Source organism: Escherichia sp. E4702 (genome assembly GCF_963883545.1).
Classification (GTDB): domain Bacteria; phylum Pseudomonadota; class Gammaproteobacteria; order Enterobacterales; family Enterobacteriaceae; genus Escherichia.
Window position 1 is genome coordinate 160,418 of sequence record NZ_CAWORF010000036.1, and the last position, 23,787, is coordinate 184,204.

General features: G+C 48.0%; 20 protein-coding genes. 7 read left to right on the forward strand and 13 right to left on the reverse strand.

Going from position 1 to position 23,787, the window contains the following annotated elements; all coding sequences use genetic code 11:
• Positions 1–153: 153 nt before the first annotated feature.
• The 3 genes from AACU94_RS21930 to AACU94_RS21940 all read right to left on the reverse strand — a co-directional run bounded on the left by AACU94_RS21930 (position 154) and on the right by AACU94_RS21940 (position 3,848).
• Positions 154–1,476, reverse strand: a complete 1,323-nt coding sequence (locus AACU94_RS21930) for an MFS transporter (protein ID WP_130216306.1) — start codon at positions 1,474–1,476, stop codon at positions 154–156.
• Between the two features lie 410 nt (positions 1,477–1,886).
• A complete protein-coding gene (gene yhjD, locus AACU94_RS21935; RefSeq protein ID WP_135488611.1) occupies positions 1,887–2,900 on the reverse strand; it encodes an inner membrane protein YhjD in 1,014 nt (337 codons plus the stop codon).
• Positions 2,901–2,948: 48 nt separating this feature from the next.
• The gene (locus tag AACU94_RS21940) at positions 2,949–3,848 is read right to left on the reverse strand and encodes a LysR family transcriptional regulator (RefSeq protein WP_205713086.1); all 900 of its coding nucleotides are present in this window, start codon (positions 3,846–3,848) and stop codon (positions 2,949–2,951) included.
• Between the two features lie 515 nt (positions 3,849–4,363).
• Here AACU94_RS21940 and AACU94_RS21945 point away from each other — a divergent pair.
• Entirely contained in the window at positions 4,364–4,966 is a 603-nt protein-coding gene (locus AACU94_RS21945; protein WP_064527789.1) for a helix-turn-helix transcriptional regulator, read from the forward strand.
• A 50-nt stretch (positions 4,967–5,016) separates the two neighbouring features.
• On the opposite strand, the gene AACU94_RS21950 is transcribed toward AACU94_RS21945, so the two are convergent.
• A complete protein-coding gene (locus AACU94_RS21950; protein ID WP_135487082.1) occupies positions 5,017–6,666 on the reverse strand; it encodes an alpha,alpha-trehalase in 1,650 nt (549 codons plus the stop codon).
• Positions 6,667–7,165: 499 nt separating this feature from the next.
• Between AACU94_RS21950 and AACU94_RS21955 the strand changes: the two genes are divergently transcribed.
• The 3 genes from AACU94_RS21955 to gadW all read left to right on the forward strand — a co-directional run bounded on the left by AACU94_RS21955 (position 7,166) and on the right by gadW (position 10,877).
• The gene (locus tag AACU94_RS21955) at positions 7,166–8,566 is read left to right on the forward strand and encodes a glutamate decarboxylase (protein WP_135488613.1); all 1,401 of its coding nucleotides are present in this window, start codon (positions 7,166–7,168) and stop codon (positions 8,564–8,566) included.
• Between the two features lie 398 nt (positions 8,567–8,964).
• Positions 8,965–9,780 carry a DNA-binding transcriptional regulator GadX gene (gene gadX, locus AACU94_RS21960; protein ID WP_130221411.1) on the forward strand — a complete coding sequence of 272 codons (816 nt, stop codon included), beginning with the start codon at positions 8,965–8,967 and terminating at the stop codon, positions 9,778–9,780.
• A 368-nt stretch (positions 9,781–10,148) separates the two neighbouring features.
• Positions 10,149–10,877 carry an acid resistance transcriptional activator GadW gene (gene gadW, locus AACU94_RS21965; protein ID WP_130217846.1) on the forward strand — a complete coding sequence of 243 codons (729 nt, stop codon included), beginning with the start codon at positions 10,149–10,151 and terminating at the stop codon, positions 10,875–10,877.
• Positions 10,878–11,240: 363 nt separating this feature from the next.
• Here gadW and mdtF read toward each other — a convergent pair whose 3' ends face one another.
• The 4 genes from mdtF to hdeD form a co-directional block, all read right to left on the reverse strand.
• The gene (gene mdtF, locus AACU94_RS21970) at positions 11,241–14,354 is read right to left on the reverse strand and encodes a multidrug efflux pump RND permease MdtF (RefSeq protein WP_130258760.1); all 3,114 of its coding nucleotides are present in this window, start codon (positions 14,352–14,354) and stop codon (positions 11,241–11,243) included.
• Positions 14,355–14,378: 24 nt separating this feature from the next.
• Entirely contained in the window at positions 14,379–15,536 is a 1,158-nt protein-coding gene (mdtE, locus tag AACU94_RS21975; RefSeq protein WP_135488614.1) for a multidrug transporter subunit MdtE, read from the reverse strand.
• A gap of 363 nt (positions 15,537–15,899) precedes the next feature.
• On the reverse strand, positions 15,900–16,427 hold the full coding sequence (gadE, locus tag AACU94_RS21985; protein ID WP_064527778.1) for an acid resistance transcriptional activator GadE: 528 nt from the start codon (positions 16,425–16,427) through the stop codon (positions 15,900–15,902).
• 721 nt (positions 16,428–17,148) lie between these two features.
• Complete coding sequence (hdeD, locus tag AACU94_RS21990; RefSeq protein WP_130221293.1) at positions 17,149–17,718, reverse strand: acid-resistance protein HdeD; 570 nt, start codon at positions 17,716–17,718, stop codon at positions 17,149–17,151.
• Positions 17,719–17,972: 254 nt separating this feature from the next.
• Between hdeD and hdeA the strand changes: the two genes are divergently transcribed.
• From hdeA to AACU94_RS22005, 3 genes are all read left to right on the forward strand, one after another.
• Positions 17,973–18,305 (forward strand): acid-activated periplasmic chaperone HdeA, encoded by a 333-nt coding sequence (gene hdeA / locus AACU94_RS21995; protein ID WP_130209189.1) that lies wholly within the window; start codon positions 17,973–17,975, stop codon positions 18,303–18,305.
• A 115-nt stretch (positions 18,306–18,420) separates the two neighbouring features.
• Positions 18,421–18,747, forward strand: a complete 327-nt coding sequence (gene hdeB / locus AACU94_RS22000) for an acid-activated periplasmic chaperone HdeB (RefSeq protein ID WP_130209187.1) — start codon at positions 18,421–18,423, stop codon at positions 18,745–18,747.
• Positions 18,748–18,810: 63 nt separating this feature from the next.
• Positions 18,811–19,458, forward strand: coding sequence for an MgtC/SapB family protein (locus tag AACU94_RS22005; protein ID WP_135488616.1), 648 nt, complete (start codon positions 18,811–18,813; stop codon positions 19,456–19,458).
• Positions 19,459–19,508: 50 nt separating this feature from the next.
• Here the strand turns inward: AACU94_RS22005 and AACU94_RS22010 are convergent, their stop codons facing one another.
• From AACU94_RS22010 to hutW, 5 genes are read right to left on the reverse strand one after another with little or no spacing between them, the layout of a single operon-like run.
• Positions 19,509–20,279, reverse strand: coding sequence for a heme ABC transporter ATP-binding protein (locus tag AACU94_RS22010; protein ID WP_135488617.1), 771 nt, complete (start codon positions 20,277–20,279; stop codon positions 19,509–19,511).
• Entirely contained in the window at positions 20,276–21,268 is a 993-nt protein-coding gene (shuU, locus tag AACU94_RS22015) for a heme ABC transporter permease ShuU/ChuU (RefSeq protein ID WP_240726403.1), read from the reverse strand. The genes AACU94_RS22010 and shuU overlap by 4 nt, the downstream gene beginning before the upstream one ends.
• Positions 21,269–21,318: 50 nt before the next feature.
• Complete coding sequence (gene chuY / locus AACU94_RS22020; protein WP_135488618.1) at positions 21,319–21,942, reverse strand: anaerobilin reductase; 624 nt, start codon at positions 21,940–21,942, stop codon at positions 21,319–21,321.
• Positions 21,942–22,436: a heme utilization cystosolic carrier protein HutX gene (hutX, locus tag AACU94_RS22025; protein WP_000020032.1), complete on the reverse strand. Its 495-nt coding sequence runs from the start codon at positions 22,434–22,436 to the stop codon at positions 21,942–21,944. Before hutX ends, chuY begins: the two co-directional genes overlap by 1 nt.
• A gap of 12 nt (positions 22,437–22,448) precedes the next feature.
• Positions 22,449–23,786 carry a heme anaerobic degradation radical SAM methyltransferase ChuW/HutW gene (gene hutW, locus AACU94_RS22030; RefSeq protein WP_131161889.1) on the reverse strand — a complete coding sequence of 446 codons (1,338 nt, stop codon included), beginning with the start codon at positions 23,784–23,786 and terminating at the stop codon, positions 22,449–22,451.
• Between the last annotated feature and the right edge of the window lies 1 nt (position 23,787).

Consider the following 23,787-nt stretch of genomic DNA (forward strand, 5'->3'; position numbering starts at 1 on the left):
TTAAACAGATTTAGATTGTTGGCAAAGTGCGCTTTGTTCATGCCGGATGCGGCGTGAACGCCTTATCCGTCCTACAAATCCTTGCAAATTCAATATATTGTATGGAAATTCAGGCCCGATAAGCAGCGTAGCGCATCAGGCTTTTCAGTCTTATTACAACGACTGATGTCGCGTCTCATGCGTCAGCAGCAGGGCGATTAACGTCAAGCCAGCCATTGCCGCCAGATATAACCCCACCGCACCTAACCCGTAGTTAGTTTGCAACCAGGCCGCGATATACGGCGCAACGGAAGCCCCGAGAATCGACGATACGTTGTAAGAGAATGATGCTCCGGTGTAACGCACTTCTGTCGGGAACAGCTCTGGTAACAGCGCGCCCATCGGCCCGAAGGTCAGCCCCATCAGGCTTAACCCCAGCAGCAGGAAAGCAAAAACCAGAATCGGATTGCCAGAACCGAGCAGTGGATTAAAGGCGAACAGCGCGAACAGGATGATAAGCGTCGTGATGATCACCATGCTTTTACGCCGCCCAAAGGCATCGGCCAGCAATCCGGCTACTGGTACCATCACGCCAAAACCAATAACTGCCATCATCAGCATCCACAGCACTTCATTACGCGGCAGGCCAAGCCCAATTGGCGCGGCGGCGGTACTGAAGGTCATTGAGTAGACGGTCATGATGTAAAACAGCGTATAGGTTGCCAGCATGATGAAGGTACCGAGCACCGTGACGCGTACGTGTTTGGTCAGCAGAGTACCCAGCGGGATCTTCACCTGCTTTTTCGCTTTAGCGACTTTCTCAAACACCGGTGACTCATGCAGCGACACGCGAACATACAGGCCGATAATGACCAGCACCGCCGAGAAGATAAACGGCACGCGCCAGCCCCAGCTCATAAACTGCTCATCAGTCAGCAACCAGGAAAGCAGCAGAAAAGTGCCGTTAGCAAAGAAGAAGCCAATCGGTGCGCCCAGCTGTGGGAAGGAGCCGTACAGCGCACGTTTACGCGGTGGTGCGTTCTCGGTTGCCAGCAGCGCTGCGCCACCCCATTCACCGCCTAATCCCAGACCCTGACCAAATCGAGCCAGTGCCAGCAGCAGCGGGGCGAAAATACCAATCGTGGCGTAGCCCGGCAGCAGACCAATCACCACTGTTGAAATCCCCATCGTTAGCAACGAGGCGACCAGCGTCGCTTTACGCCCAACGCGATCGCCAAAATGGCCAAATACGGCAGAACCGATTGGGCGTGCGACGAAAGCGATGGCGAAGGTGGCGAGCGACTGTAGCGTCGCCGCGGCGGGATCGCCCTGCGGGAAGAAGATATGCGGGAACACAATAACGGCCGCAGTGGCGTAAATGTAGAAGTCGAAGAACTCAATGGCCGTGCCAATGAGGGAGGCGACAAGGACTTTATTACGTGAGTTTATCGGCTTGTATTCTTGCTCGTTGTCGAGTGTTGTAGCTGTTGCTTGCATAATCTTTTCTTATTTTTTGGCGAACGAATAGCCATATTACGCACAGCAAAAGTGATATTTCAATGTGTAACAAATCGCGGAAAAGGTCAAAAACCAGGCAAAAAGCGGATAATGTTTAGACGAGTGATTTTTCTTCTATGAAATGCTTCACACAATTTCATAAATGGTGGATAAAACTGGTTTCAGGTTAAATAAAAGTTACCAACTGGATTTATATGCTGGGTTTATGAGTTGGTGTGAAATTGTTGGCTCCCGAAGAGATGGCTGAAGAGGTCCAGGGGAAGAGTTTCAGGTAGTTATGTAAGCATTATAGCCGGATGCGATGCTGGTGCATCTTATCCGGCCTACGGGGAGCCAGGTCGAATAAATTCGTAGGCCGAATAAGGCGTTTACGCCGCATCCGACCTATTTTAATGCTGCGTTTTCCCCGGCATTCGCGGGTCGTCTTTGTATTCGGCGGTGGCAATCCACGCCGCGCAAAACAACGTCAGACGGGCAAAGAAGTAAAAAAACGCCATCAGCCCCAGCACGGAACCAAATGCCGCGCCAGAGGGGGATTTCATCAACGACGGCAGGGTATACGTCATCACGATTTTAATGACTTCAAAACCAATAGCCGCGATGAATGTTCCACGAATCAGCGCCTTTTTGCGCGGGCGATGACGCGGAAGACGCCAGAAGATCCAGAAGAAAAGCAGATAGTTGGCGAAGATAGAAATCGCCATGCCAATCAACCGCCACGTCGGTTTCAGCCACTCAATACTGTTAAGGTGCAGGGCGCTAATAATCATTTGCTGCGCCGAACCGGCAACCGAGGTTATTGAAAGCGTGACAATCAGCGCAATCAATAAACCAATTAGCGAAATAAAATCACGCAGATACTTAACCCAAAACTTCTCCTGATCTTGCGGTGAACGTTCCCAAACATCACGCGATTGAGCGCGAATTGCTTCACGCAAATTTCCCATCCAGTTAATCCCGGAATAAAGCGCCACCGCCAGGCCGACAAGCCCTACGGTCGTACGCTGCTGAACGGCGGTGTTGATGGTATTTTTCAATGTGGCCGCCAGCGTCGGATCGCTGATGTTTTGCAGAATTTTGTCGAAGATATCCTGCAGCAGCATCGGATGGGAGGCCAGCACAAAGCCCCCTGCGGCAAACGACACCATTAAAATCGGGATCATCGATAAAAACGAGAAATAGGTGATAGCCGCACCAAACTGGTTACCCAGCCGATCGTTAAAGCGTTCCGTCGCGCGTATCAGGTGCGCGATGATGGGTTGACGTTGGATTTTCTCGGCAGTGGTGGTGACGGTTTCCAACGCCTGACTGACTTTGCTGCCTTTATCGCTATTATCCAGATGTTTAATCGGCTCGTGTTCCAGTTCCTGGGGGGGACGTTTGATCTCGTTTTCCTGCGTCATCCGCTCTTTAGTCCTTCTGTCGTTGTCTGTCTTTAAAAGTATAGTCGGTCAGTCCAGGTGCTCTTTTATTACGCCAGCCAGCCACTGCATAAACAGATTTACACGGCGGGAAAGCTCCCGACGCTGGGGATAAACCAGAGAAATGGATAGCGGCTCGGCGCGGTAGTTGGGCAACACTTCAATAAGCCGCCCGGTGCGTAGGGCTTCGCGTACGGCGACGCGGGGGATTTGAATGATACCCAGACCCGCCAGGCCGGCGGCGAGATAGGTTTCGCTACTGTTTACCGTCAACATGCCGCCGGACTTAAACCACTGGACGCCATTACTGGTGGCAACCTCAAAACCTAATGGATGCGCGCCCAAATGCGGCGTGTAATGCACCACCGCGTGCGAAGTCAGATCGTCCACACTTTGCGGATAACCAAAACGCGTCAGATAGTGCGGGCTGGCACAGTTGACCATCGTCAGTTTGCCGAGGGGGCGGGTAATAATACCCTCGTCGGGCAACGAGCCCGTGCGCATCACGCAATCATAGCCATCACGAAGAATATCAATCGCCCGGTCACTGCTACTTAATTCCAGTTCAATCCCTGGGTACTGATGAAGAAATTCTGGCAGGCGCGGTAGCAACAGGTTTTTCGCAATTCCGAGCGGGATATCGACGCGTAATTTGCCGCTGATGCTGGTGGTATCCTGCTGAAACAGGCCGTCCAGTTCGTTGAGATTACTCAACACATCTTTCGCTCGTTGGTAATAGGTCATGCCGTCGGGGGTAAGTTTGACTCGCCGCGTAGTGCGATGCAGCAACTGGGTGCCAAGCTGATGTTCCAGCGCCTGTATCTGGCGTGAAACACTTCCCTTTGGCAGAGCAAAGAAATCCGCTGCGCGGGAAAAACTTTCCAGCTCTGCGACCTTAATGAACAACTGCATTGCGTGAATTTTATCCATTTCTTTGACCGATTGTTGTTCACAGCGAAACAGTAACGCGTATATCGCATTATTTATTGTTTTTTCTAGCATTTAATGCAAGGTTTCACAACGTAGTAATGATTAATACAGATATTTTTTAGAAGGAAATGTCTGATTAGCTGCATGGAAAAGGAAAATTAACGCTTGAAAGACTGTCTTTTCAGCAATTTCCTGCAAAATAGTAAATGTAGTATTGGCTATTCGTGCGCAATTTAATCGTTTTGCGGTCAGGTATTTAGTCAGTTCTCGCGAAAATCACGGTTTATTTGAATGCTTGTCAGACGAAGATATAAGGATATCCTCAAAAATGTTTTAAATAATGCCCTCGACATGTAATTTCAGGCCGTCAGCTGTAACTATTTATATCGGTAACTATTTTCCACATTGCATATCTGTAGAATGGCTACCGCCAAATGGCGAATTCTTATTTTGCCTCTCGGGTAATACCCTTCCCCTACTTAAGAGTTTTAACGTATCCAGGTGGAGATTCAGTAATGCATATAATCATGTTTGACAGGCAGTCAATATTTATTCACGGAATGAAAATCAGCTTACAGCAGCGTATTCCAGGAGTGAGTATTCAGGGCGTCGATCAGGCAGATGAACTGTGGCAAAAACTGGAAAGCTCCCCTGAAGCCTTAGTCATGCTTGATGGCGATCAGGATGGTGAGTTTTGCTACTGGTTACTGCAAAAAACCGTAGTGCAATTTCCTGATGTTAAAGTGTTGATAACGGCGACGGATTGCAGCAAACGATGGTTACAGGAAGTTATCCATTTTAACGTGATGGCAATTGTACCGCGTGATTCAGCCGTCGAGACGTTTGCATTGGCGGTAAATAGCGCGGCAATGGGAATGATGTTTCTGCCCGGAGACTGGCGAACTACACCGGAAAAAGACACAAAAGATCTCAAATCGCTAAGTGCCCGCCAGCGGGAAATTTTAACTATGTTGGCGGCAGGTGAATCAAATAAAGAGATCGGCAGGGCGCTAAATATCAGTACCGGAACGGTTAAAGCGCATCTGGAGTCGCTTTACCGCCGCCTGGAAGTGAAAAACCGCACTCAGGCGGCGATGATGTTAAATATCGCCTCCTGAAGAGGGTAATTTTATAGCCAGCAGGTTGTTCGTGGCTGGCTGTAAAACTATTACGGTTCGCCGTACAAACCTATCAGGCGCCGTACCACACCGTTGGTCCAGCCAAATCCATCCTGCAACGGATATTCGCCCCCGCCGCCCTCACGGGGAATGCCATCGGCAATATGGTATTTCTCGATCAGTTTGTGGTGTTCCAGGTAAAACTGGTTCACTGTCTTCAGCCAGCTACGCGCGATTTCATCACCCAGATAGTCATCGCCGTACATTTTAAATCCCTGAATCGCCATCCACTGCAATGGCGCCCAGCCGTTGGGTTTATCCCACTGTTCTCCGGTTTCATACTCGCTCGCCAGAATCCCTCCCGGCGTCAGTAAACGGCTACGTACGGCGTTTGCCAGGCGGTCTGCCTGTTCGTGATTCGCCATGCCCACGTATAACGGCACAATAGCGGCAGCGGAAAAGAGGGCTAACTGCTCGCGCCGCCAGTCGTAATCGCGGTAGATGCCGTTTTCATCATCCCAGAGATAACGGTTAACTGCATCGCGGCGGGCGCTGGCTTTCTGGCGGAACAGCGTTTCTGTCTCTTTCTCACCTTTCAGCGCCGAGATGTTGGCAATGGCGCTCTCCAGTTTAAACAGGAAAGCATTAAGGTCGATGGGGATGAATTGGGTAGTGCGAATGCTTGCCAGACGGCCCGCGTCACGTAGCCAGCGTGATGAGTAATCCCAGCCAGAAGCGGCACCTGCGCGTAAATCGCGATACACCTCGTTAGGCGGGCGACCGGAGTGTTTCGCGGTTTCCACATCTTCCAGCCAGGATTCATCGCGCGGCGTGTCGCGGTCATCCCAATAACGGTTGAGCAGGGCACCGTCCGGCATCCGCACCACATGGCGATAGGCCTGATTCGGAATCAGTGATTCTGCGCCGTCCATCCAGAAGGCATATTCCATTTTTAGATGATCAAGGTAACGGCGTGCACCGCGCACACCATCTTCTTCAAATAGCTCCACCATTAACGCAAAAACCGGTGGCTGCGAGCGGCTCAAATAATAGGTGCGGTTGCCGTTGGGGATGTGGCCATAGTTTTCTATCATCCAGGCGAAGTTATCGGCCATGCATTTCAGTAAATCCTCACGCCCGCTCTCTGCCAGCCCCAGCATGGTGAAATAGGAATCCCAGTAGTAGGTTTCGCTAAAACGGCCCCCCGGGACAATGTACGATTGCGGCAGCGCCAGCAGAGAAGACCAGGGAATATGATCCTGGGGTTCGCGGGTTAGCACCGGCCACAGCTGGTCGATATGCTCTTTCAGGGAATTTTGCGGGTCTGATACATACTCGCTGGAGTAGACTTCCGGCAGCCAGAAGTGCTTTTCAACAAACTGGCGTAAGTCGAAATCGCGATGACGGCGCACTTTACGATAGCGGATTAAGATATCCAGCGGGTCCATTTTGGGGGCGCAGTCAGGGAAGGTTTTGCTGTCAGGGAAAATTTTCGCCGACTGGACATGCTCGAACAGTTCGAGATAACGATCGGCAGGGGTCAGCGCATCAGAGGCGGGTAGCCCCTCAATCATCTCGGGTTCTGGCTCTGCCTCAATCATCTCATCCAGTTTTAATTCATACGGATCCAGCTCATAGCAGAGATCGACTTCGATCATCCGTTCATCTGGATTAAGGTTTTGAATTTTCTGATTGAGCATAAGGATCCGACCTCCGAAATTCGTCTCTAATTATCGGGCTTTCCTTTAAGAGTAGTCATTCGCTACGGTCGATGGGGGATGAAGTGTGCGGAAGATCACGTTTATTAATGTGTCAAAAAATATAACTCCTTAATATACAAAGAAAATGAGTGATAAACGTTTTTTTTGCAAAATTTCATTTTCGGAACATTCACGCACTCTATGATAAAAGCAAGTACATCGTTGTTGTTACAAATAAGAGTAGCGGTTATCTGTGTAAGAATGCCGAAGGAAGTAAAATCTATTTGGTAATTAAAGAAATAACAGGCATTCCTCAATTATATATTTGAAATTAATTTGGTGATTTCTGGTGTCAATATTAATAGCGTTCTCTTATTATATAGATAAATCAATTTCATGCTTAGGATTTTGTTATTTAAATTATACCTGTAATCCCTTGCGTCCATTCCAGATAAATCCTACTTTTTTATTGCCTTCAAATAAATTTAAGGAGTTCGAAATGGACCAGAAGCTGTTAACGGATTTCCGCTCAGAACTACTCGACTCGCGTTTTGGCGCGAAGGCAATTTCTACTATCGCGGAATCTAAACATTTTCCGCTGCATGAAATGCGTGATGATGTCGCATTTCAAATTATCAATGATGAATTATTTCTCGACGGTAATGCGCGTCAGAACCTGGCAACATTTTGCCAGACCTGGGACGACGAAAATGTCCATAAATTGATGGATCTGTCGATCAACAAAAACTGGATCGACAAAGAAGAATATCCGCAATCCGCAGCCATCGACCTGCGCTGTGTAAATATGGTTGCTGACCTGTGGCACGCGCCTGCACCGAAAAACGGCCAGGCCGTTGGCACCAACACCATTGGTTCTTCCGAGGCCTGTATGCTCGGTGGGATGGCGATGAAATGGCGTTGGCGCAAGCGTATGGAAGCCGCAGGCAAGCCGACTGATAAACCAAACCTGGTCTGCGGCCCGGTGCAAATCTGCTGGCATAAATTTGCCCGCTACTGGGATGTCGAGCTGCGTGAGATCCCTATGCGTCCCGGTCAGCTATTCATGGATCCGAAACGCATGATTGAGGCCTGCGACGAAAACACCATCGGCGTGGTGCCGACTTTCGGCGTGACCTATACCGGTAACTATGAGTTCCCGCAACCGCTGCACGATGCACTGGATAAATTCCAGGCCGACACCGGTATCGACATCGACATGCACATCGACGCCGCCAGCGGTGGTTTCCTTGCGCCGTTCGTGGCGCCGGATATTGTCTGGGACTTCCGCCTGCCGCGCGTGAAATCGATCAGTGCTTCAGGCCATAAATTCGGTCTGGCTCCGCTGGGCTGCGGCTGGGTTATCTGGCGTGATGAAGAAGCGCTGCCGAAAGAACTGATATTCAACGTTGACTATCTCGGCGGTCAGATTGGTACTTTCGCCATCAACTTCTCCCGTCCGGCAGGTCAGGTGATTGCCCAGTACTATGAATTCCTGCGCCTCGGTCGTGAAGGTTATACCAAAGTACAGAACGCCTCTTACCAGGTTGCTGCTTATCTGGCGGATGAAATCGCCAAACTGGGGCCGTATGAGTTCATCTGTACGGGTCGCCCGGATGAAGGTATCCCGGCGGTGTGCTTCAAACTGAAAGACGGGGAAAATCCAGGATATACCCTGTATGACCTCTCTGAACGTCTGCGTCTGCGCGGCTGGCAGGTTCCGGCATTTACTCTCGGCGGTGAAGCCACCGACATCGTGGTAATGCGCATTATGTGCCGCCGTGGCTTCGAAATGGACTTCGCTGAACTGTTACTGGAAGACTACAAAGCCTCCCTGAAATACCTCAGCGATCACCCGAAACTGCAGGGCATTGCCCAGCAGAACAGCTTTAAACATACCTGATAACCGAATGTCACCTGCATGCCAGGAGCATGCGGGTGTAATTCATTCACGGTAAAGAAATATATCCTATAAATAAGAGCAGTGGCGTAATGATCAGGATGCTAATTCTGATCATTTTTTTGTTTTTTGGGAAATTCATATAATTGAATAATTTGCAATATAAATTAAATCTTGTACAAATTAAAATAGAATGCATCAGTTATTATTCATATCCGTTATTATTGCTTATTTTTTTCTCTAACAGATTGAAAAATAAGTGACCCGGAACAATGCTTCTAACCACTTAGGATGCTACTCTTTTTTTTTTCGTTTAAGCTTTGTTTAAGTCGCGATTTGACTTAGGGTGTTGGCGTGCTACATTAAATACAATAATATGTTTCTGTTATAGTGTATTAATGATGCAATCACTACATGGAACTTGTTTAATTGCGTACGCAAAGCATAAATATATTCTCACCATGCAGAATGGTGAATATCGCTGTTTTAACGGTGGTGATTTGGTTTTTGCGGATGCAAACCAGATTTTAATTGATAAATGTGCAGAGAACGTCGTCTTTGTCACTAAGGAAACACTTTCATTATTTCTCCCGATGCTCAAGGAGGAGGCATTAAATCTTCATGCCTGTAAAAAAGTTCCTTCGTTAATTGTGCATCACTGTACCCGAGATATCCCTGTTTTTCAGGAAGTTGTGCAGCTTTCACAGAGTAAAAATCTCCGCTATGGTGAGGTCTTACGTAACAGGGCATTAATATTCGCGATATTGTCGGTTTTTCTTGAAGATGAACAGTTTATAGCGCTACTCATGAATATCCTACAGCCCAATATGCGAACGCGGGTTTGTACGGTTATTAACCGTAATATCGCTCATGAATGGTCATTGGCGAAAATAGCCAGCGAGTTATTGATGAGTCCTAGTTTGTTAAAGAAAAAATTACGTGAAGAAGAGACGTCTTATTCGCAATTGCTTACCGAATGTAGAATGCGAAGAGCGTTACAACTCATTGTAATACATGGCTTTTCTATAAAGCGAGTGGCCGTGTCGTGTGGCTATAACAGTGTGTCGTATTTTATTTATGTTTTTCGCAATTATTATGGCATGACACCGACAGAGTATCATGAACGAATAGCTGAAAGAGGGTGTGATAACCCTCTGATGATGGATATTTGTGTAGCAGAAAAGTGTTGTCACCCTGAAAGGATAGTAAGGTTATAATTGCTTTTTGAAGATAAAAAAAACCCGGCATAGGGGACCGGGAAGAGGATAGTCTGCCGTCTCCAGACTAATAAGCCGTTATAACACTCCATGTTGGCACGGGAAACTTTGTGCTCTCAGTGGGTTAAATATAACTTTTGCTGGAGATAAGATCAGCCAATTTTTTATAAACATAAGCTATACACAAATTTAAGATATATCACGCATACATTTACTTTTTATGGCTTAACTGATATATGCGCTTATGTATGTGATTACTTTTTGGTCCTACCAATTTTGGCAGTTTTGGCTTTTTACAGGAGTCATACATCATTTCATTTGTATACTGAAATTGTAATGGTTGTAGTAATGGAATATAAGGGCTTGTCATGACACACGTTTGCTCAGTGATCCTCACCCGCCGTTCATTTGATATTTATCATGAGCAGCAGAAACTCTATTTGCAAAAAGAGAGTATTCTTTTGATGGACAAAAATATGGTGGAGAGTTTTCCTTTTGATGAATCCTATGCCCGCAGACTAGATATCGATGAAAGGATCATTAGCTATTACTTGCACAATATCCGTCTTTCGGGGCGGTGTTTAGGGCTGCATGGTAAAAAACGGTTGCTAGTTAACCCAACACCACCAATGCCGCTGGTCACTGCGATATTTGATAGTTTTGCTCAAGAAGATATTGCGTCCAGGACATTAAGTAATATGCTTTACTTTTCCTGCCTTTCGATGTTTTCACGAAATAAAGAACTTATTCCTTTCCTTTTTAATAGCATTAGTACCGTTTCAGGTAAAGTTGAACGCATTATTGGCTGTGATATAGCCAAACGTTGGTATCTGCGTGATATCGCCGAAAAAATGTATACCAGTGAAAGCCTAATCAAGAAAAAATTGCAGGATGAAAATACCTGCTTCAGTAAAATATTGTTGGCCTCGCGAATGTCGATGGCCAGACGATTGCTCGAGTTACGACAAATCCCGCTGCCGATGGTCGCAGAAAAATGTGGCTATAGTAGTACGTCGTACTTTATTAATACTTTCCGCCAGTACTATGGCGTAACACCGCACCAGTTTGCGCAACAGTCAACCGGGACCTTTAACTGACTGGATTTCTCATTCGAAAGTCGGTCAGGATCTCCCTCACACTTCATGTGAAAATCTTTCCTCATTAACTCTGCCGGGTCACCGGCAAGTTTGCTTTCGCAGTTTGCAAAACAGTAAACGTATTTTCAGGAGGAAAAGACGCGGCATGTTCAGGATTATTAAGTTTGCAATTCATACAATTACGGGAATTCTGGTCAGTGTCGTGTTGTTTAAATTGATAACCAACGGTTGGAGCGGGTTCTACTTTCAATGCTGTTTACTGAGTCTGATGTTCCTGGCGGTAAGCTGGCTGTTGAGTGGCGAGTGGTTAGCGGGAAAGAGTAAGGCTGAACCCTCACGTTCAACCTTACTCTCGTTTACGCGTTACGCTTTTTTAAAGCGGGCAAAGAGATGTTCCACCACAACGAAAAAGACCGGAACGAAGTAAATCGCCAGCACCGTTGCTGCAAACATCCCCCCCATAACGCCTGTACCTACTGCGTTTTGCGCACCGGAGCCTGCGCCATGACTGATAACCAGCGGCAGCACGCCGAGAATAAAGGCCAGAGAGGTCATCAGGATTGGGCGTAAGCGCATCCGTGCCGCTTCGATAATCGCTTCCATCGGTGTCTTCCCTTCTTTTTGCATCATCTCAACCGCAAACTCGACAATCAGGATGGCGTTCTTGGCGGAAAGCCCAATGGTGGTCAGCAGACCAACCTGGAAGTAGACGTCATTGCTTAAGCCGCGCAGGTCTGTAGCCAGTAACGCGCCAATTACCCCAAGCGGTACGACCAGCATTACTGAGAATGGAATTGACCAGCTTTCATAAAGTGCGGCGAGGGCAAGGAACACCACGACCAGCGAGATGGCATATAGTGCCGGTGCCTGGTTGGAAGATAACGCTTCCTGATATGACAGTCCGGTCCATGAATAGCCAACGCCAGTCGGAAGTTTTGCGACCAGATCCGCCATAAATTTCATTGCGTCACCCGTACTTTTTCCTGCCGCCGCTTCCCCTAAAATCTCCATTGCTGGAATACCGTTGTAGCGTTCCAGACGTGGTGAGCCGTAGGTCCATTCTGTTGAAGAATAAGCAGAAAGCGGCGCCATCGTGCCGGAGGCGTTGCGCACATACCATTGGTTTATATTGTCTGGCAGCATGCGGAACGGTGTTCCCGCCTGGACATACACTTTTTTCACTCGTCCCTGGTTAAGGAAGTCGTTCACGTAGCTACTACCGAAAGCGGTGGAAATGGTCTGGTTGATATCGGACAACTCCACGCCCATCGCCTCAGCTTTCGCGGCGTTGACGTTGACTTTGAACATCGGTGTATCTTCCAGGCCGTTCGGGCGTACCCCGGTGACCTGGTCAGGGGATTGTGCTGCCAGAGACAGTAACTCGTTTCTCGCCTGGGTCAGCTTTTCATGCCCCAGGTTGCCGTTGTCCAGTAGTTCCATATCAAAACCTGACGCTGTCCCCAGTTCTGCTACCGCCGGTAAGTTGAACGGGAAAATAACTGCTTTATTGATGCGGCTAAGAGCCACCATCGCCCGCTGAATAATCGCGGTCACCGAATTTTCTTCGCCGACGCGTTCAGACCACGGCTTCAGGCTGATAAACGCCAGACCGTTGTTTTGCCCCTGGCCGCTGAAACCAAAGCCGCCAACGGTAAACACCGACTGAACATTATTTTTCTCTTTTGTCAGATAGTAATCGGTCACCTGCTGCAGCACTTTAGTGGTGTTAACCATCGTGGAACCTGATGGTAGCTGTGCAGTGGTCATAAATACCCCCTGATCCTCTTCCGGCAAGAAGGAGGTCGGTGTACGCAGAAACAGCACCGCCATCCCGGCACAAATCAGCAGGTAAACCACCATATAGCGACCCGTGCAGCGCAGCAGTGAGCGGGTACTGTCGGTATAGTGTTGAGTTGATTTTTCAAACAGATGGTTAAATCGCACAAATAACGCATTCTGTTTGTGACCTCCTTCTGGAACGGCTTTCAAAATGGTGGCGCAAAGGGCAGGCGTTAGACTCATCGCCACAAACACCGAAAGCAACATGGAGGAGATCAGCGTAATGGAGAACTGACGATAAATTTCCCCTGTCGCGCCGCTCATAAAGGCCATTGGCATAAACACCGCGGAAAGCACAACGGCAATCCCGACCAGCGCACGTTGGATTTGCCCCATTGATTTATGCGTCGCTTCCTTCGGCGGCAGCTTATCTTCTGCTATCACGCGCTCGACGTTTTCTACCACCACGATAGCATCATCAACCAGCAACCCTATCGCCAGCACCATCCCGAACATGGTGAGGGTGTTGATGGTAAAACCGACCGCCGACAAAATCGCAAATGTGCCGAGAATAACGACCGGAACGGCAATAGTTGGGATGATCGTAGCGCGAATGTTTTGTAAAAACAGATACATGACCAGGAAGACGAGGATGATGGCCTCAACCAGCGTTTTGAAAACTTCCTGGATTGAAATTTTAATAAATGGTGTCGTGTCGTAAGGATAAACCGTCTTCAGGCTGGCGGGGAAATAGGCCGATAAACGGTTGAGCTCTGCTTTTACCGCCCGCGAGGTATCGAGCGCGTTTGCTCCGGTAGCCAGTTTGATAGCGATCCCGGCGGCAGGTTTGCCGTTATAGCGCGCTACGGTGGAGTAATCTTCCGCTCCCAGCTCGACGCGGGCAACGTCGCGCAGCAGCACTTGTGAACCATCTTGCTGAACTTTCAGCAGGATTTTGCCAAATTCTTCCGGTGTTTGTAGACGTGTCTGCACAATGATCGAGGCGTTCAGTTGTTGGTCTGCCGCCTGTGGCATTCCGCCCAGTTGACCGCCGGAAATCTGGTTGTTCTGTACCTTGATTTGGGAAATAACATCGGCAGGAACAAGGTTGTATTTATTGAGTTTTTGCGGGTCCAGCCAGATACGCATGGCGTACTCTGAACCAAAGAGCTGCACGCTACCGACACCTGCGGTACGACTTAATGGATCTTTAATATTAGAAGCCACATAGTCTGCAATGTCGTACTGATTGAGGCTGCCGTTTTCAGAGATAAACGCTGCCACCATCAGGATATTGCTGCTCGACTTATTGACGCTAATCCCTTGTTGCTGTACTGCTTCGGGGAGTGATGGCATGGCAAGTTGCAGTTTATTCTGCACCTGAACCTGCGCAATATCGGGCGACGTTCCTGTCTCAAAGGTCAGTGTGATGGACGCATTACCCGCAGCATCACTGGTTGATGACATATACATCAGGCCATCAAGTCCATTCATATTTTGCTCAATCACCTGAGTGACTGAATCTTCTACCGTTTGCGCATCAGCACCCGGATAGGTGGCGCTAACGGTGATGGTCGGTGGTGCAATCTGCGGATATTGCGCCACCGGTAAGTTCATGATCGCCAGCCCGCCTGCGAGCATCAAAATAATGGCAAGTACCCAGGCAAAAACCGGGCGATCAATAAAATAGTTAGCCATGAAAGTCCCCTTAAGCCTGCAACGTTATTGTTTCGATTCGGTGCTGGCGTTTTCCTGGCTGGAGGAAATTGCGCGTGCTTTGATACCTGGGCGAATGCGTTGCAAACCGGAAACGATCACCCGATCGCCAGCTTGCAAGCCAGAAGTGACGACCCACTGGTCGCCGATGGCTTTAGTGGCCTCAATTTCACGTAACTGCACGACGTCATCTTTATCAAGAATGAGCGCCGTTGCTTTGCCCTGAGCGTTATGGGTAACGCCTTCCTGCGGCACCAGTAACACATTCTGGCGACTACCTTCATCCACTAATGCTGTGACGTACATGCCTGGCAGTAAGTCGCCATTTGGATTGGGGAAAATCGCGCGCAACGTGACGGAGCCCGTGGTTTCATCTACCGTCGGGTCAGAGAATTTCAGCGTACCGGTCTGGCTGTAACGTTTACCATTTTCCAGATTGAGCTGTACTGGTGTACTTCCCTGAACCTGTTTGATTTGCCCACTGGCGACCTCTTCTTTCATGCGCAAAAAATCCTGCACTGACTGCGTGAGATCGACATAAATCGGGTCCAGACGCTGTACGGTAACCAGTGAATCCGCCTGGTTAGCGGTAACGAGTGCGCCGACGGTCACTGATGATTTCCCGCTGACGCCCGTAATGGGCGAGGTGACATTCGCGTATCGCAGATTGATGGTCGCCTGCTCAACAGCCGCTTTGGCAACGGTGACATTGGCTTCCGCCTCATTCAGCTGGGTGCGCGCGGTGTCGTAATCCTGACGGCTGACGTAGTTGGTTTTCAGCAACGATGCCTGGCGATTAAAGGTAATGCGGGCATTGCTGGCGGTAGAGAGGGCTTTCGCCAGCGAACCTTTGGCTGAGTTCAACTCTGCCTGCAAGGGCGCAGGGTCAATCTGATACAACGAATCGCCCTGGTTAACTTTATCGCCTTCGATAAAATTGCGCTTAATGATGATGCCACCCACCTGCGGGCGAATCTCAGCAACTTCATAAGGAACAGTTCTGCCAGGCAATTCGCTCATGACATTGATTGAGCCGGGGGAGAGCGTCACCACGCCCACTTCTGGCGTCATGGCGCCAGCATTTTGCGCTGATTTGTCGTCGCATGCGGTGAGTATTACGCCGCAGAATAACAACGGTATTAACAGTTTTCTTTTTCTGTTCATTTTATTCCCTGGAAATTCGTGAAAAATTACGGATTTTTTGAATGTGTGCGGGGAGAGGCATGAGGGATTTACAGACCTGCGGCATAGTGCAAGCCATGGGGATGTATGCCTGTGATGGCGCATGCAGGCCGAGTGACCAACGTGGCGATTTAGATGGCAAAAAAAATGTTGCCGTTCTGCTGGCAGTCTCTGCCTGCGTCCGGGCAACGAATGTTTCTACTGGTGGATACATAAACCAGGGGAATAAGTTCGTTTTTGCTTCTCCTTTGGTTATCACCGGGAGTAATGGAGTCAGCATTTGCATCCCTCGTCATGCCAGCCGTCAATTTCAGGCACTTATCGCTGGGCCACATCAACGCCTTCTTAAAAATAAGAAGAGATCCCCAGAGTCACGATGTCGCTCATACGTCTAAGTTTCAGCTTGTACATAATATTGAATTTCTGGATCTTTAATGTCTGCTGCGAAATTTTCAGTGTTGACGTGATATTACTTTCATTTTTGTTCTTCAAGATTAATTGCATAATTTTGAATTGATTATGCGAGAAACATAATTGAGAATTCTTATGAGGCAAGTGTTTTCCATAAGTAATATCAATCAGGTTTTTAATGCTTTCTTTACGGCTGATAAAAAAGATAGGCGACTGACTTTTAAGTTTACTGATGTGGTAAGGTGCCAGAACAATGATTCTTTCAGCATCTAACTTCTCAAGAAACTTAATCGCTTCTTCATCAAGGATATGATTATGATAGGTATCAATGATCACCTTGAATGGTTTGTTACCTATGCTTTTTATCTCTGACAGGGAATTGATTTTTATCATTTCGTGATTATCTTTCAACTGCAAAAAGCCCTGTAAAAGAAAAGAATCCTTCGTCATGAGAAAAATCATAACTTGCTCCTTAGCCGTTATTGTTTCGAACATGTCATCCTTTTCATTATTTACATCCATGTCCGAATTCGTTGTTCAATATAGTAAACGCCTATAAGAACGTTGCCCTTCGTGAACTAATACGTCTATTAACACTAATCAAAACTTGAGATTTATCCATCACGCACTCCATATATTGATCCTAGGTAATATTCCTGGTTGTTATAAATTTGTTAGTGCTAACAGGAAATTAACAATTCCCATATTTTTACCAAGAATAAGTTATCAATTTAAAGTTTGTGATTTCTGAATGATAAAACTAAAATAAAAAAGTAATCCGATTTAAATATCGAGTCTCCTTGTTTCTACTTAAGCTGGCAATTGGATTGCCAGCTTTCTTTTTAATTTTTGGGGAAAATTAACATCAACTGCATTAATTACCTTCTTATTGAGTCAATGCTTGCCAAATCTTGATTTCATTTTCCCACAGCACTTTTAAACATTAAACCTGACTACAGAAAATATCAGCCATGATAATGTTTGAAATGGCTAATTTGCTGTGAAATTTATAAAACCATAAAGGTTTCAGCGAGTTGTTTAATGAGTCGCACGGTAATTATTTCAACGATGGTTTATGTTTTGCCATGGTGGCGATATGAAGCGGGAGTGTTATATGCCTCATAGTCACCATAAGTGATTATGAGGCGGTGTGGGAAATACTGTGTCGACGGTCTGATATTGATTATTTTTTAACGAATAAACTAGCGAAGCTAAACAAGCTGGCAGCGCTGAATATTAGTTCTATCCCCACCAGTGTAGAAACTAGTGTTACAGAAACCATTGGCGTTGCACCCAGGAATATCCATGCGATGATGATATCCAGGATACCAATGACTAGTTGTAGCCAGCTGCCTTTCATTGAACGCTGGCGATACCAGCTCATCAAGCGAATAACCCCAGCGACACAAAACAAGCCAGCGATAAACGCCGCAATAGCAAAAATTCCCAGTTCTGGTGCGCGGATGAAGAAATAGCCGATCAACAAATAGGCGACAGCGACAAGGAAGCCGGATAATACAGGCCAGAAATTATGACTCCGGTTGCTGAATAAACCGACAATAAGCGCAATGCCTGAGCAGATTAATAATGCGCCAACGACTGTGCTAAGGATATCGCCAGAGACAAACGGGAAGCTTATACACAGCAAACCGACAATAAACAGTAGCACAGCAATAAACTGGATTGCTCTCCGATGCTTCTTAAGCATATCCAGATCAAATTTCAAAATTGTTGCCTTATCTATATATAACATAGAACCACCCTATAAATTTAAGAAGAAAAACCCCTGCTATCAATCTATGCCAAAAATGCATCCAGGAATGCATGTGATTTAATAAAAATTTCCTAATTAATGTGTCCAACACCCATGTAACTTATTGTATTTAAATAAAAATATCTGATTTTGATATTTTATCTCAACATGACATACCCAAAAAACCAGGTTATAACCTCAATGTCGAAATTGATTCGTGACGGCTCTTTCACTTTATAGTTGAGGATATTACGATGAAAAAAGTATTAGGTGTAATTCTTGGTGGCCTGCTTCTTCTGCCAGTTGTGAGCAATGCCGCGGATGCACAAAAAGCAGCTGACAATAAAAAACCTGTCAACTCCTGGACCTGTGAAGATTTCCTGGCTGTGGACGAATCCTTCCAGCCGACTGCAGTCGGTTTTGCTGAAGCACTGAATAACAAAGATAAACCAGAAGATGCGGTTATGGATGTTCAGGGCATTGCAACCGTAACCCCAGCTATCGTTCAGGCTTGTACTCAGGATAAACAAGCCAGCTTTAAAGATAAAGTTAAAGGCGAATGGGACAAGATTAAGAAAGATATGTAATTCATGGAATGCGTTGCATCGTATTTCCTTGAATATTGAACAGGCAGGAATACCTCGCGTTAAAGCAGATAATCCTCCTGTTCATATATACTTTATTTGTTGAATGGGTTGTAAAATGAATATTTCATCTCTACGTAAAGCCATGATTTTCGTTGGCGCTGTAGCGGCACTTTCACTGGTTAATGCACAATCTGCACTGGCTGCTAATGAATCTGCTAAAGATATGACTTGTCAGGAATTTATTGACCTGAATCCAAAAGCGATGACACCGGTTGCATGGTGGATGCTGCATGAGGAAACGGTTTACAAAGGTGGTGATACTGTAACCTTAAATGAAACTGATCTGACTCAGATTCCTAAAGTGATTGAATATTGTAAGAAAAATCCGCAGAAAAATTTGTATACCTTCAAAGATAAATTGGCAAATGTCCTGCCGAATTAACAGGAATAAAGCAAAAAGGAGTAGCAAGTTGAGCCATCTTGCTGCTCCTTTTTGCATTTTTATATGACTGCAGAATTTATTATTCGTCTAATCCTGGCTGCTATTGCCTGTGGTGCTATTGGCATGGAAAGGCAAATCCGCGGCAAAGGGGCAGGGCTTCGTACACATGTCTTAATCGGTATGGGTAGCGCCCTGTTTATGATTGTGTCGAAATATGGTTTCGCTGATGTGCTGGCGCTTGATCACGTCGGGCTTGATCCCAGCCGTATTGCCGCTCAGGTTGTCACTGGCGTCGGTTTTATAGGCGCGGGTAATATCCTCGTTCGTAATCAAAATATTGTCGGCCTCACCACCGCTGCGGATATCTGGGTAACAGCAGCAATCGGTATGGTGATTGGTAGCGGCATGTATGAGCTGGGGATTTACGGTTCTGTAATGACCTTGTTGGTACTGGAAGTTTTCCATCAATTAACTTTCCGGCTGATGAACAAGAATTACCATTTACAGCTGACGTTGGTGAACGGTAATACGCTGTCGATGCTCAACTGGTTTAAACAACAAAAAATAAAAACTGATTTAGTTTCGTTGCAAGAAAATGAAGATCATGACGTGGTTGCTATTGATATTCAGCTTCATGCGGCGACGTCGATTGAAGACTTATTAAAGTCACTAAAAGACATAACGGGTGTGAAAGGTGTTTCAATCAGCTAATGTGAATATTAATGATATCGACGGGAGTACGCCCGGTACTCCCGTCGTATTTAACTATCGAGGACAATCAGCGGAGAATGATTGGCAGGGGCGTTTAATACAGTAATATCCGCGCCGTAGAGCATAGTCAGCGCCTGCTGTGTCAACACGTCCTGCGGTTTACCATTGGCGATAACCTTTCCTTTTTGCATCAATACAACACGGTCGGCATAACGGGCGGCAAGATTAAGATCGTGCAAAACACAGCAGACGTTGAATTGCCGTTCGCGAACTAACTGACGTAATAAACGAAACAGATGCTGCTGATGGTGAATATCCAGCGCCGACGTTGGTTCATCAAGAAATAACCATTTCGGCGAGGGTATTGCTTCCCAAAGTTGTACCAGCAGGCGCGCTAATTGCACACGCTGTTGTTCACCGCCGGATAATTGCCGATAGTCGCGGTTTGCTAACGCCTGACAGTCGCATAGCGCCATTATCTGTGCCGTTTCATCCCCCTGATTACCGGTACGATGCGGATGGCGCCCCATCTGGATCACTTCTTGTACGCTGAATGGAAACGCCATATGGCTATTCTGACGCATCACGGCCCGGTGTTTCGCCAGTTCGGTAATTGACCATTCATTTAATGGCTTATTAAATAAGCGGCATTCACCGCTATCAGGTTGAAGATAGCCGGTGAGCTGGCGAAGCAACGTAGATTTTCCCGCACCATTAGGGCCGAGAATGGCAACAATTTCCCCGCCGGGAAAAGTCAGCGAGACATTGTCAGTCAGGCGTCGCCCATGAAGGCTATAAACCAGGTTCTGGGCGCTAATCATGCGATCCTCCGGTTGCGCAGAATCAACCACATGAAATACGGACCGCCAAGCAGGCTGGTTAGTAATCCTACAGGCATTTCTGCTGGCTGTACCAGTGTGCGGGCAAGCGTGTCTGCCATCAGTAATAAGCAGGCTCCGGCAAGGGCAGAGCAAGGAATTAGCCAGCGATGATTTGCTCCGGTTGTCATGCGAATCAGATGCGGGATCACCAGGCCAATAAAGCCGATAATGCCGCTTACCGATACGGCAGCGCCAACGAGCAGTGAGCTAATCAACAGTAATTGTTGGCGTTTACGCTTTACGTTCACGCCGAGGTAATGGGCTTCTTCATCACCAAGTTGCAGCAAATTCAGCGTTCCGGCGAGACACGTTGTTGCCATAATGGCTGGCAGAATGAAGGAACTGGCAACCAATAACGTTGGCCATTGCGCCTGACCGAGATTGCCCATCATCCACAACGTGAGTTGTCGTAGCTGTTGCTCATCGCCGATATAGCTCAGTATGCCGATCGCTGCGCCGCACAGGGCATTGATGGCGATACCGGCGAGTAACAATTGCATCATGCTGCCATCGCGATGGCGCTGTGTGATGAGAAAAATGATGGTGCAGACCACTATACTTCCGGCGATGGCAAACACCATTTGTTCATAAAGCACCAGCACCACGGGGAAGGAGAAGGGTAGCACAATAGCAACGCCAACCATTAATGCCGAACCGCTGCTGACGCCGAGCAATCCAGGGTCAGCCATGGGGTTGCGGAAAAGCCCCTGCATAATCACCCCGGCGGTTGCCAACGCGGCACCTACCAGCACGGCCAGTAAAACGCGTGGCAGGCGAATATTTAGCCAGATATCGCGGTATTCCTCATCAAGAAGGGCGCTAAAGCTGATTTTTAACGCGCCCTGACTGGCGCCGAACAGCACCAGGGCAAGCAATAATAGTGATAGCACCATAAAGACACTGGCGGATGAAAATGAATCCTTGAGCACGCAAAACTCCGTTATGACGTTGCGGCGCGGAGAGTCTGCGCCGCATGGGATTACGCCGGTTTCAGGTCAGGTTCAATCAGACTGTAGATCTGCTTGTTGAGTGCTGGCGCGTTTGCCAGTTCATGAATGTGTGCGGCGACATCGGCACGGCGGACAAAACCATGACACTCCTGATTTTGTACCCGTTGTGCTTTGCCTGTTGCTGCGCCGTCAAGCAGACCGCCAGGGCGGAGAATGGCGTAGTCTAGCTGGCTGGTTTGCAGCCAGCTTTCCGCCAGTGTCTTTTCGCGCACCGCCTGACCAAACGCGGCTTTTGCCCGATCCGATAAGAACGGCCAACTATCGCCGCATCCCAAAGAAGTCACCAGAATCATGCGACGGATGCCTGCCTTTTCGGCCTCATCAATCACCGTTCTGTGGGCCAGATAATCCTGTGCGCCGCCCATTGTTGAGATGATAAGTGCTTGCGGACCAGCCGCGCGGCAGGCGGCTGCGACTACGCTGGCGTCACAAGCGTCGCCAGTAAAAACCTGCACACCTTGTTGCGCCAGTTGAGCCGCAGCGTCTGCACGGCGAACGACAGCGACGACCGGACGTTGTTCTGTCAGCGCCAGTTCAAGCGTTCTGGCGCCCACACCTTTTCCGCCCGCACCAAAGAGTAGCCACGGTGTCATCAGGCGTGTTCCTTCAACGATGCTGCCAGAGCATGGAAGGCGCTGACTTGTTCGCTCAGGAGCTGACGATGGTCATCCCTGCCGAGGAAGATTTTCAGCATGGCGCTGCCTTCTTTGTTGAAAAAGAGAATGGATGCGGTGTCCATGCCCATAAATTTACGTTCGATTAAGGCAATATGCGTGCAGTTTTCTGCTTTGATATGCCCGGACATGCCGTGCTTTCCACGCAGATTGAAATAGCCGTGGCGGTGGAAACCCGAAGGCAGTTCGCCGCTAAATTCGAGGATCACATCGGCAGTATGCACCAGCGTGGTGACGTTGCCCCATTCGCAGACGGTATCCCAGACAGTATCGAATTTATCGCCTGACACAACAGTCGGAGAGGGCAGATTTTTCACTACCTCCAGCAGCGTGGTGTTGTATTGTTCGGCGATCGCCTCCAGCGTACCGTCTGGCTCCGTTTTCAAAAATTCCTGTAACGAGACATGGCTCATAAATCACTCCTGTTATGGTTTTTCAAGCGCAATTGCTGGCGCATTAAGTACCTGAATCAGTTCATTAAGAGACTGCAAAATGTTGCTTGCCCAGAAACGCCCTTCATTGGTCAATCGCAGGCACGTTGAAGCATCACGGCTTAAGCCTTTTTGGTGCCACTGGGCCAGTAATGGTGCGAGTTTTTCAGCATGTGGCGTAAGTTCGTCCAGCGGTACACGCGCCGTTTCAATGCCCGATTGCAAGGTATGACGCCATTGCGCATTACGTTCGGCGTTACGCATGATCATCATCAGCGGTTTTTTGCCTGCCGCGACGGATTCATGCCAGGTCTGCAGATTGCGCTCGTTCATCCAGGAGTAACCATTAATCGAACCACCTGCGCCGGAACCAAAGGCCAGACAATCGGCACCTTGTTTTATCAGCAGGTTATAGAGATTGCGTTCGCGTGTGGTACGGCCCCAGTGGCTGTTACTGATGCAGCGCCAACCGGCATCGTCCATAAAATCACACCCTTGCAGGTAAAGATCGCGACGCTCCGCTGGAGAGGGCACGGTAGTGCGCCCGTTTTCCACGGCTTTGCCCAGTGGCGTGTTGGGCAGGACGTTGAGCGCATAGAGGTCGACGCCGTCAAGACCGATATCGCGGGCAATAGCCAGATCTTCTCCCCAGGTTTGCGCATCCTGACCTGGCAGGCCAAACAGCAGGTCACAGACCACCGCAGCACGGTCGCGTTTGACCAGGCTTTCCATAAACGCAATGGCGGTTGGGCCATCCGAGGTGCGGGCCATTTTCTTGCGGATTTTGCTGTTAAACGACTGAATACCAATTGAGAAGCGGTTTGCTCCCGCATCAAGGCAAGCGTCGATTCGCTCAGCGTCAAAATTCAGTACCCGGCCTTCAATGGTGATTTCACAATCGGGTGCCAGTGGTAATTTCTCTCGTAGTGTGGTGATGATTCTTGCCAAATCACGCGCGGAGAGTGCGGAAGGCGTACCGCCACCGAAATAGACCGCATGGATGGGCGCGGACTGATGCAATACGCTGTCTGCCTCCTGTTCGATTTCTCGAATCAGGGCATCGGTATAATGAGCACACGCATCTTCATTAAAACGATTCTGATAAAAACCACAAAACGTGCAGTGTGTCGCGCAAAAAGGAATATGAAGATAAACCAGCCGCTTACGAGGTGAGGTTGTTTGACTGATCATCTCTTGCCAGGTCTGTGCCAGTTGTTCTTTGGCGACCGGAATGGCTCCACGAAACGGCATCATGGCACGCCTGTCTTTAAATGGCTGGTCACCATCTAAAGCAAAATGAGGCGTGAGATCCAGGGTGTTTTTCATGTTCATA

Excerpts from the sequence above, each read along its gene's own strand:
- AACU94_RS21930 (WP_130216306.1), bottom strand. The coding sequence starts at position 1,476 with ATGCAAGCAACAGCTACAACACTCGACAACGAGCAAGAATACAAGCCG.
- yhjD (WP_135488611.1), bottom strand. The coding sequence starts at position 2,900 with ATGACGCAGGAAAACGAGATCAAACGTCCCCCCCAGGAACTGGAACAC.
- AACU94_RS21940 (WP_205713086.1), bottom strand. The coding sequence starts at position 3,848 with ATGGATAAAATTCACGCAATGCAGTTGTTCATTAAGGTCGCAGAGCTG.
- AACU94_RS21945 (WP_064527789.1), top strand. The coding sequence starts at position 4,364 with ATGCATATAATCATGTTTGACAGGCAGTCAATATTTATTCACGGAATG.
- AACU94_RS21950 (WP_135487082.1), bottom strand. The coding sequence starts at position 6,666 with ATGCTCAATCAGAAAATTCAAAACCTTAATCCAGATGAACGGATGATC.
- AACU94_RS21955 (WP_135488613.1), top strand. The coding sequence starts at position 7,166 with ATGGACCAGAAGCTGTTAACGGATTTCCGCTCAGAACTACTCGACTCG.
- gadX (WP_130221411.1), top strand. The coding sequence starts at position 8,965 with ATGCAATCACTACATGGAACTTGTTTAATTGCGTACGCAAAGCATAAA.
- gadW (WP_130217846.1), top strand. The coding sequence starts at position 10,149 with ATGACACACGTTTGCTCAGTGATCCTCACCCGCCGTTCATTTGATATT.
- mdtF (WP_130258760.1), bottom strand. The coding sequence starts at position 14,354 with ATGGCTAACTATTTTATTGATCGCCCGGTTTTTGCCTGGGTACTTGCC.
- mdtE (WP_135488614.1), bottom strand. The coding sequence starts at position 15,536 with ATGAACAGAAAAAGAAAACTGTTAATACCGTTGTTATTCTGCGGCGTA.
- gadE (WP_064527778.1), bottom strand. The coding sequence starts at position 16,427 with ATGATTTTTCTCATGACGAAGGATTCTTTTCTTTTACAGGGCTTTTTG.
- hdeD (WP_130221293.1), bottom strand. The coding sequence starts at position 17,718 with ATGTTATATATAGATAAGGCAACAATTTTGAAATTTGATCTGGATATG.
- hdeA (WP_130209189.1), top strand. The coding sequence starts at position 17,973 with ATGAAAAAAGTATTAGGTGTAATTCTTGGTGGCCTGCTTCTTCTGCCA.
- hdeB (WP_130209187.1), top strand. The coding sequence starts at position 18,421 with ATGAATATTTCATCTCTACGTAAAGCCATGATTTTCGTTGGCGCTGTA.
- AACU94_RS22005 (WP_135488616.1), top strand. The coding sequence starts at position 18,811 with ATGACTGCAGAATTTATTATTCGTCTAATCCTGGCTGCTATTGCCTGT.
- AACU94_RS22010 (WP_135488617.1), bottom strand. The coding sequence starts at position 20,279 with ATGATTAGCGCCCAGAACCTGGTTTATAGCCTTCATGGGCGACGCCTG.
- chuY (WP_135488618.1), bottom strand. The coding sequence starts at position 21,942 with ATGACACCGTGGCTACTCTTTGGTGCGGGCGGAAAAGGTGTGGGCGCC.
- hutX (WP_000020032.1), bottom strand. The coding sequence starts at position 22,436 with ATGAGCCATGTCTCGTTACAGGAATTTTTGAAAACGGAGCCAGACGGT.
- hutW (WP_131161889.1), bottom strand. The coding sequence starts at position 23,786 with ATGAACATGAAAAACACCCTGGATCTCACGCCTCATTTTGCTTTAGAT.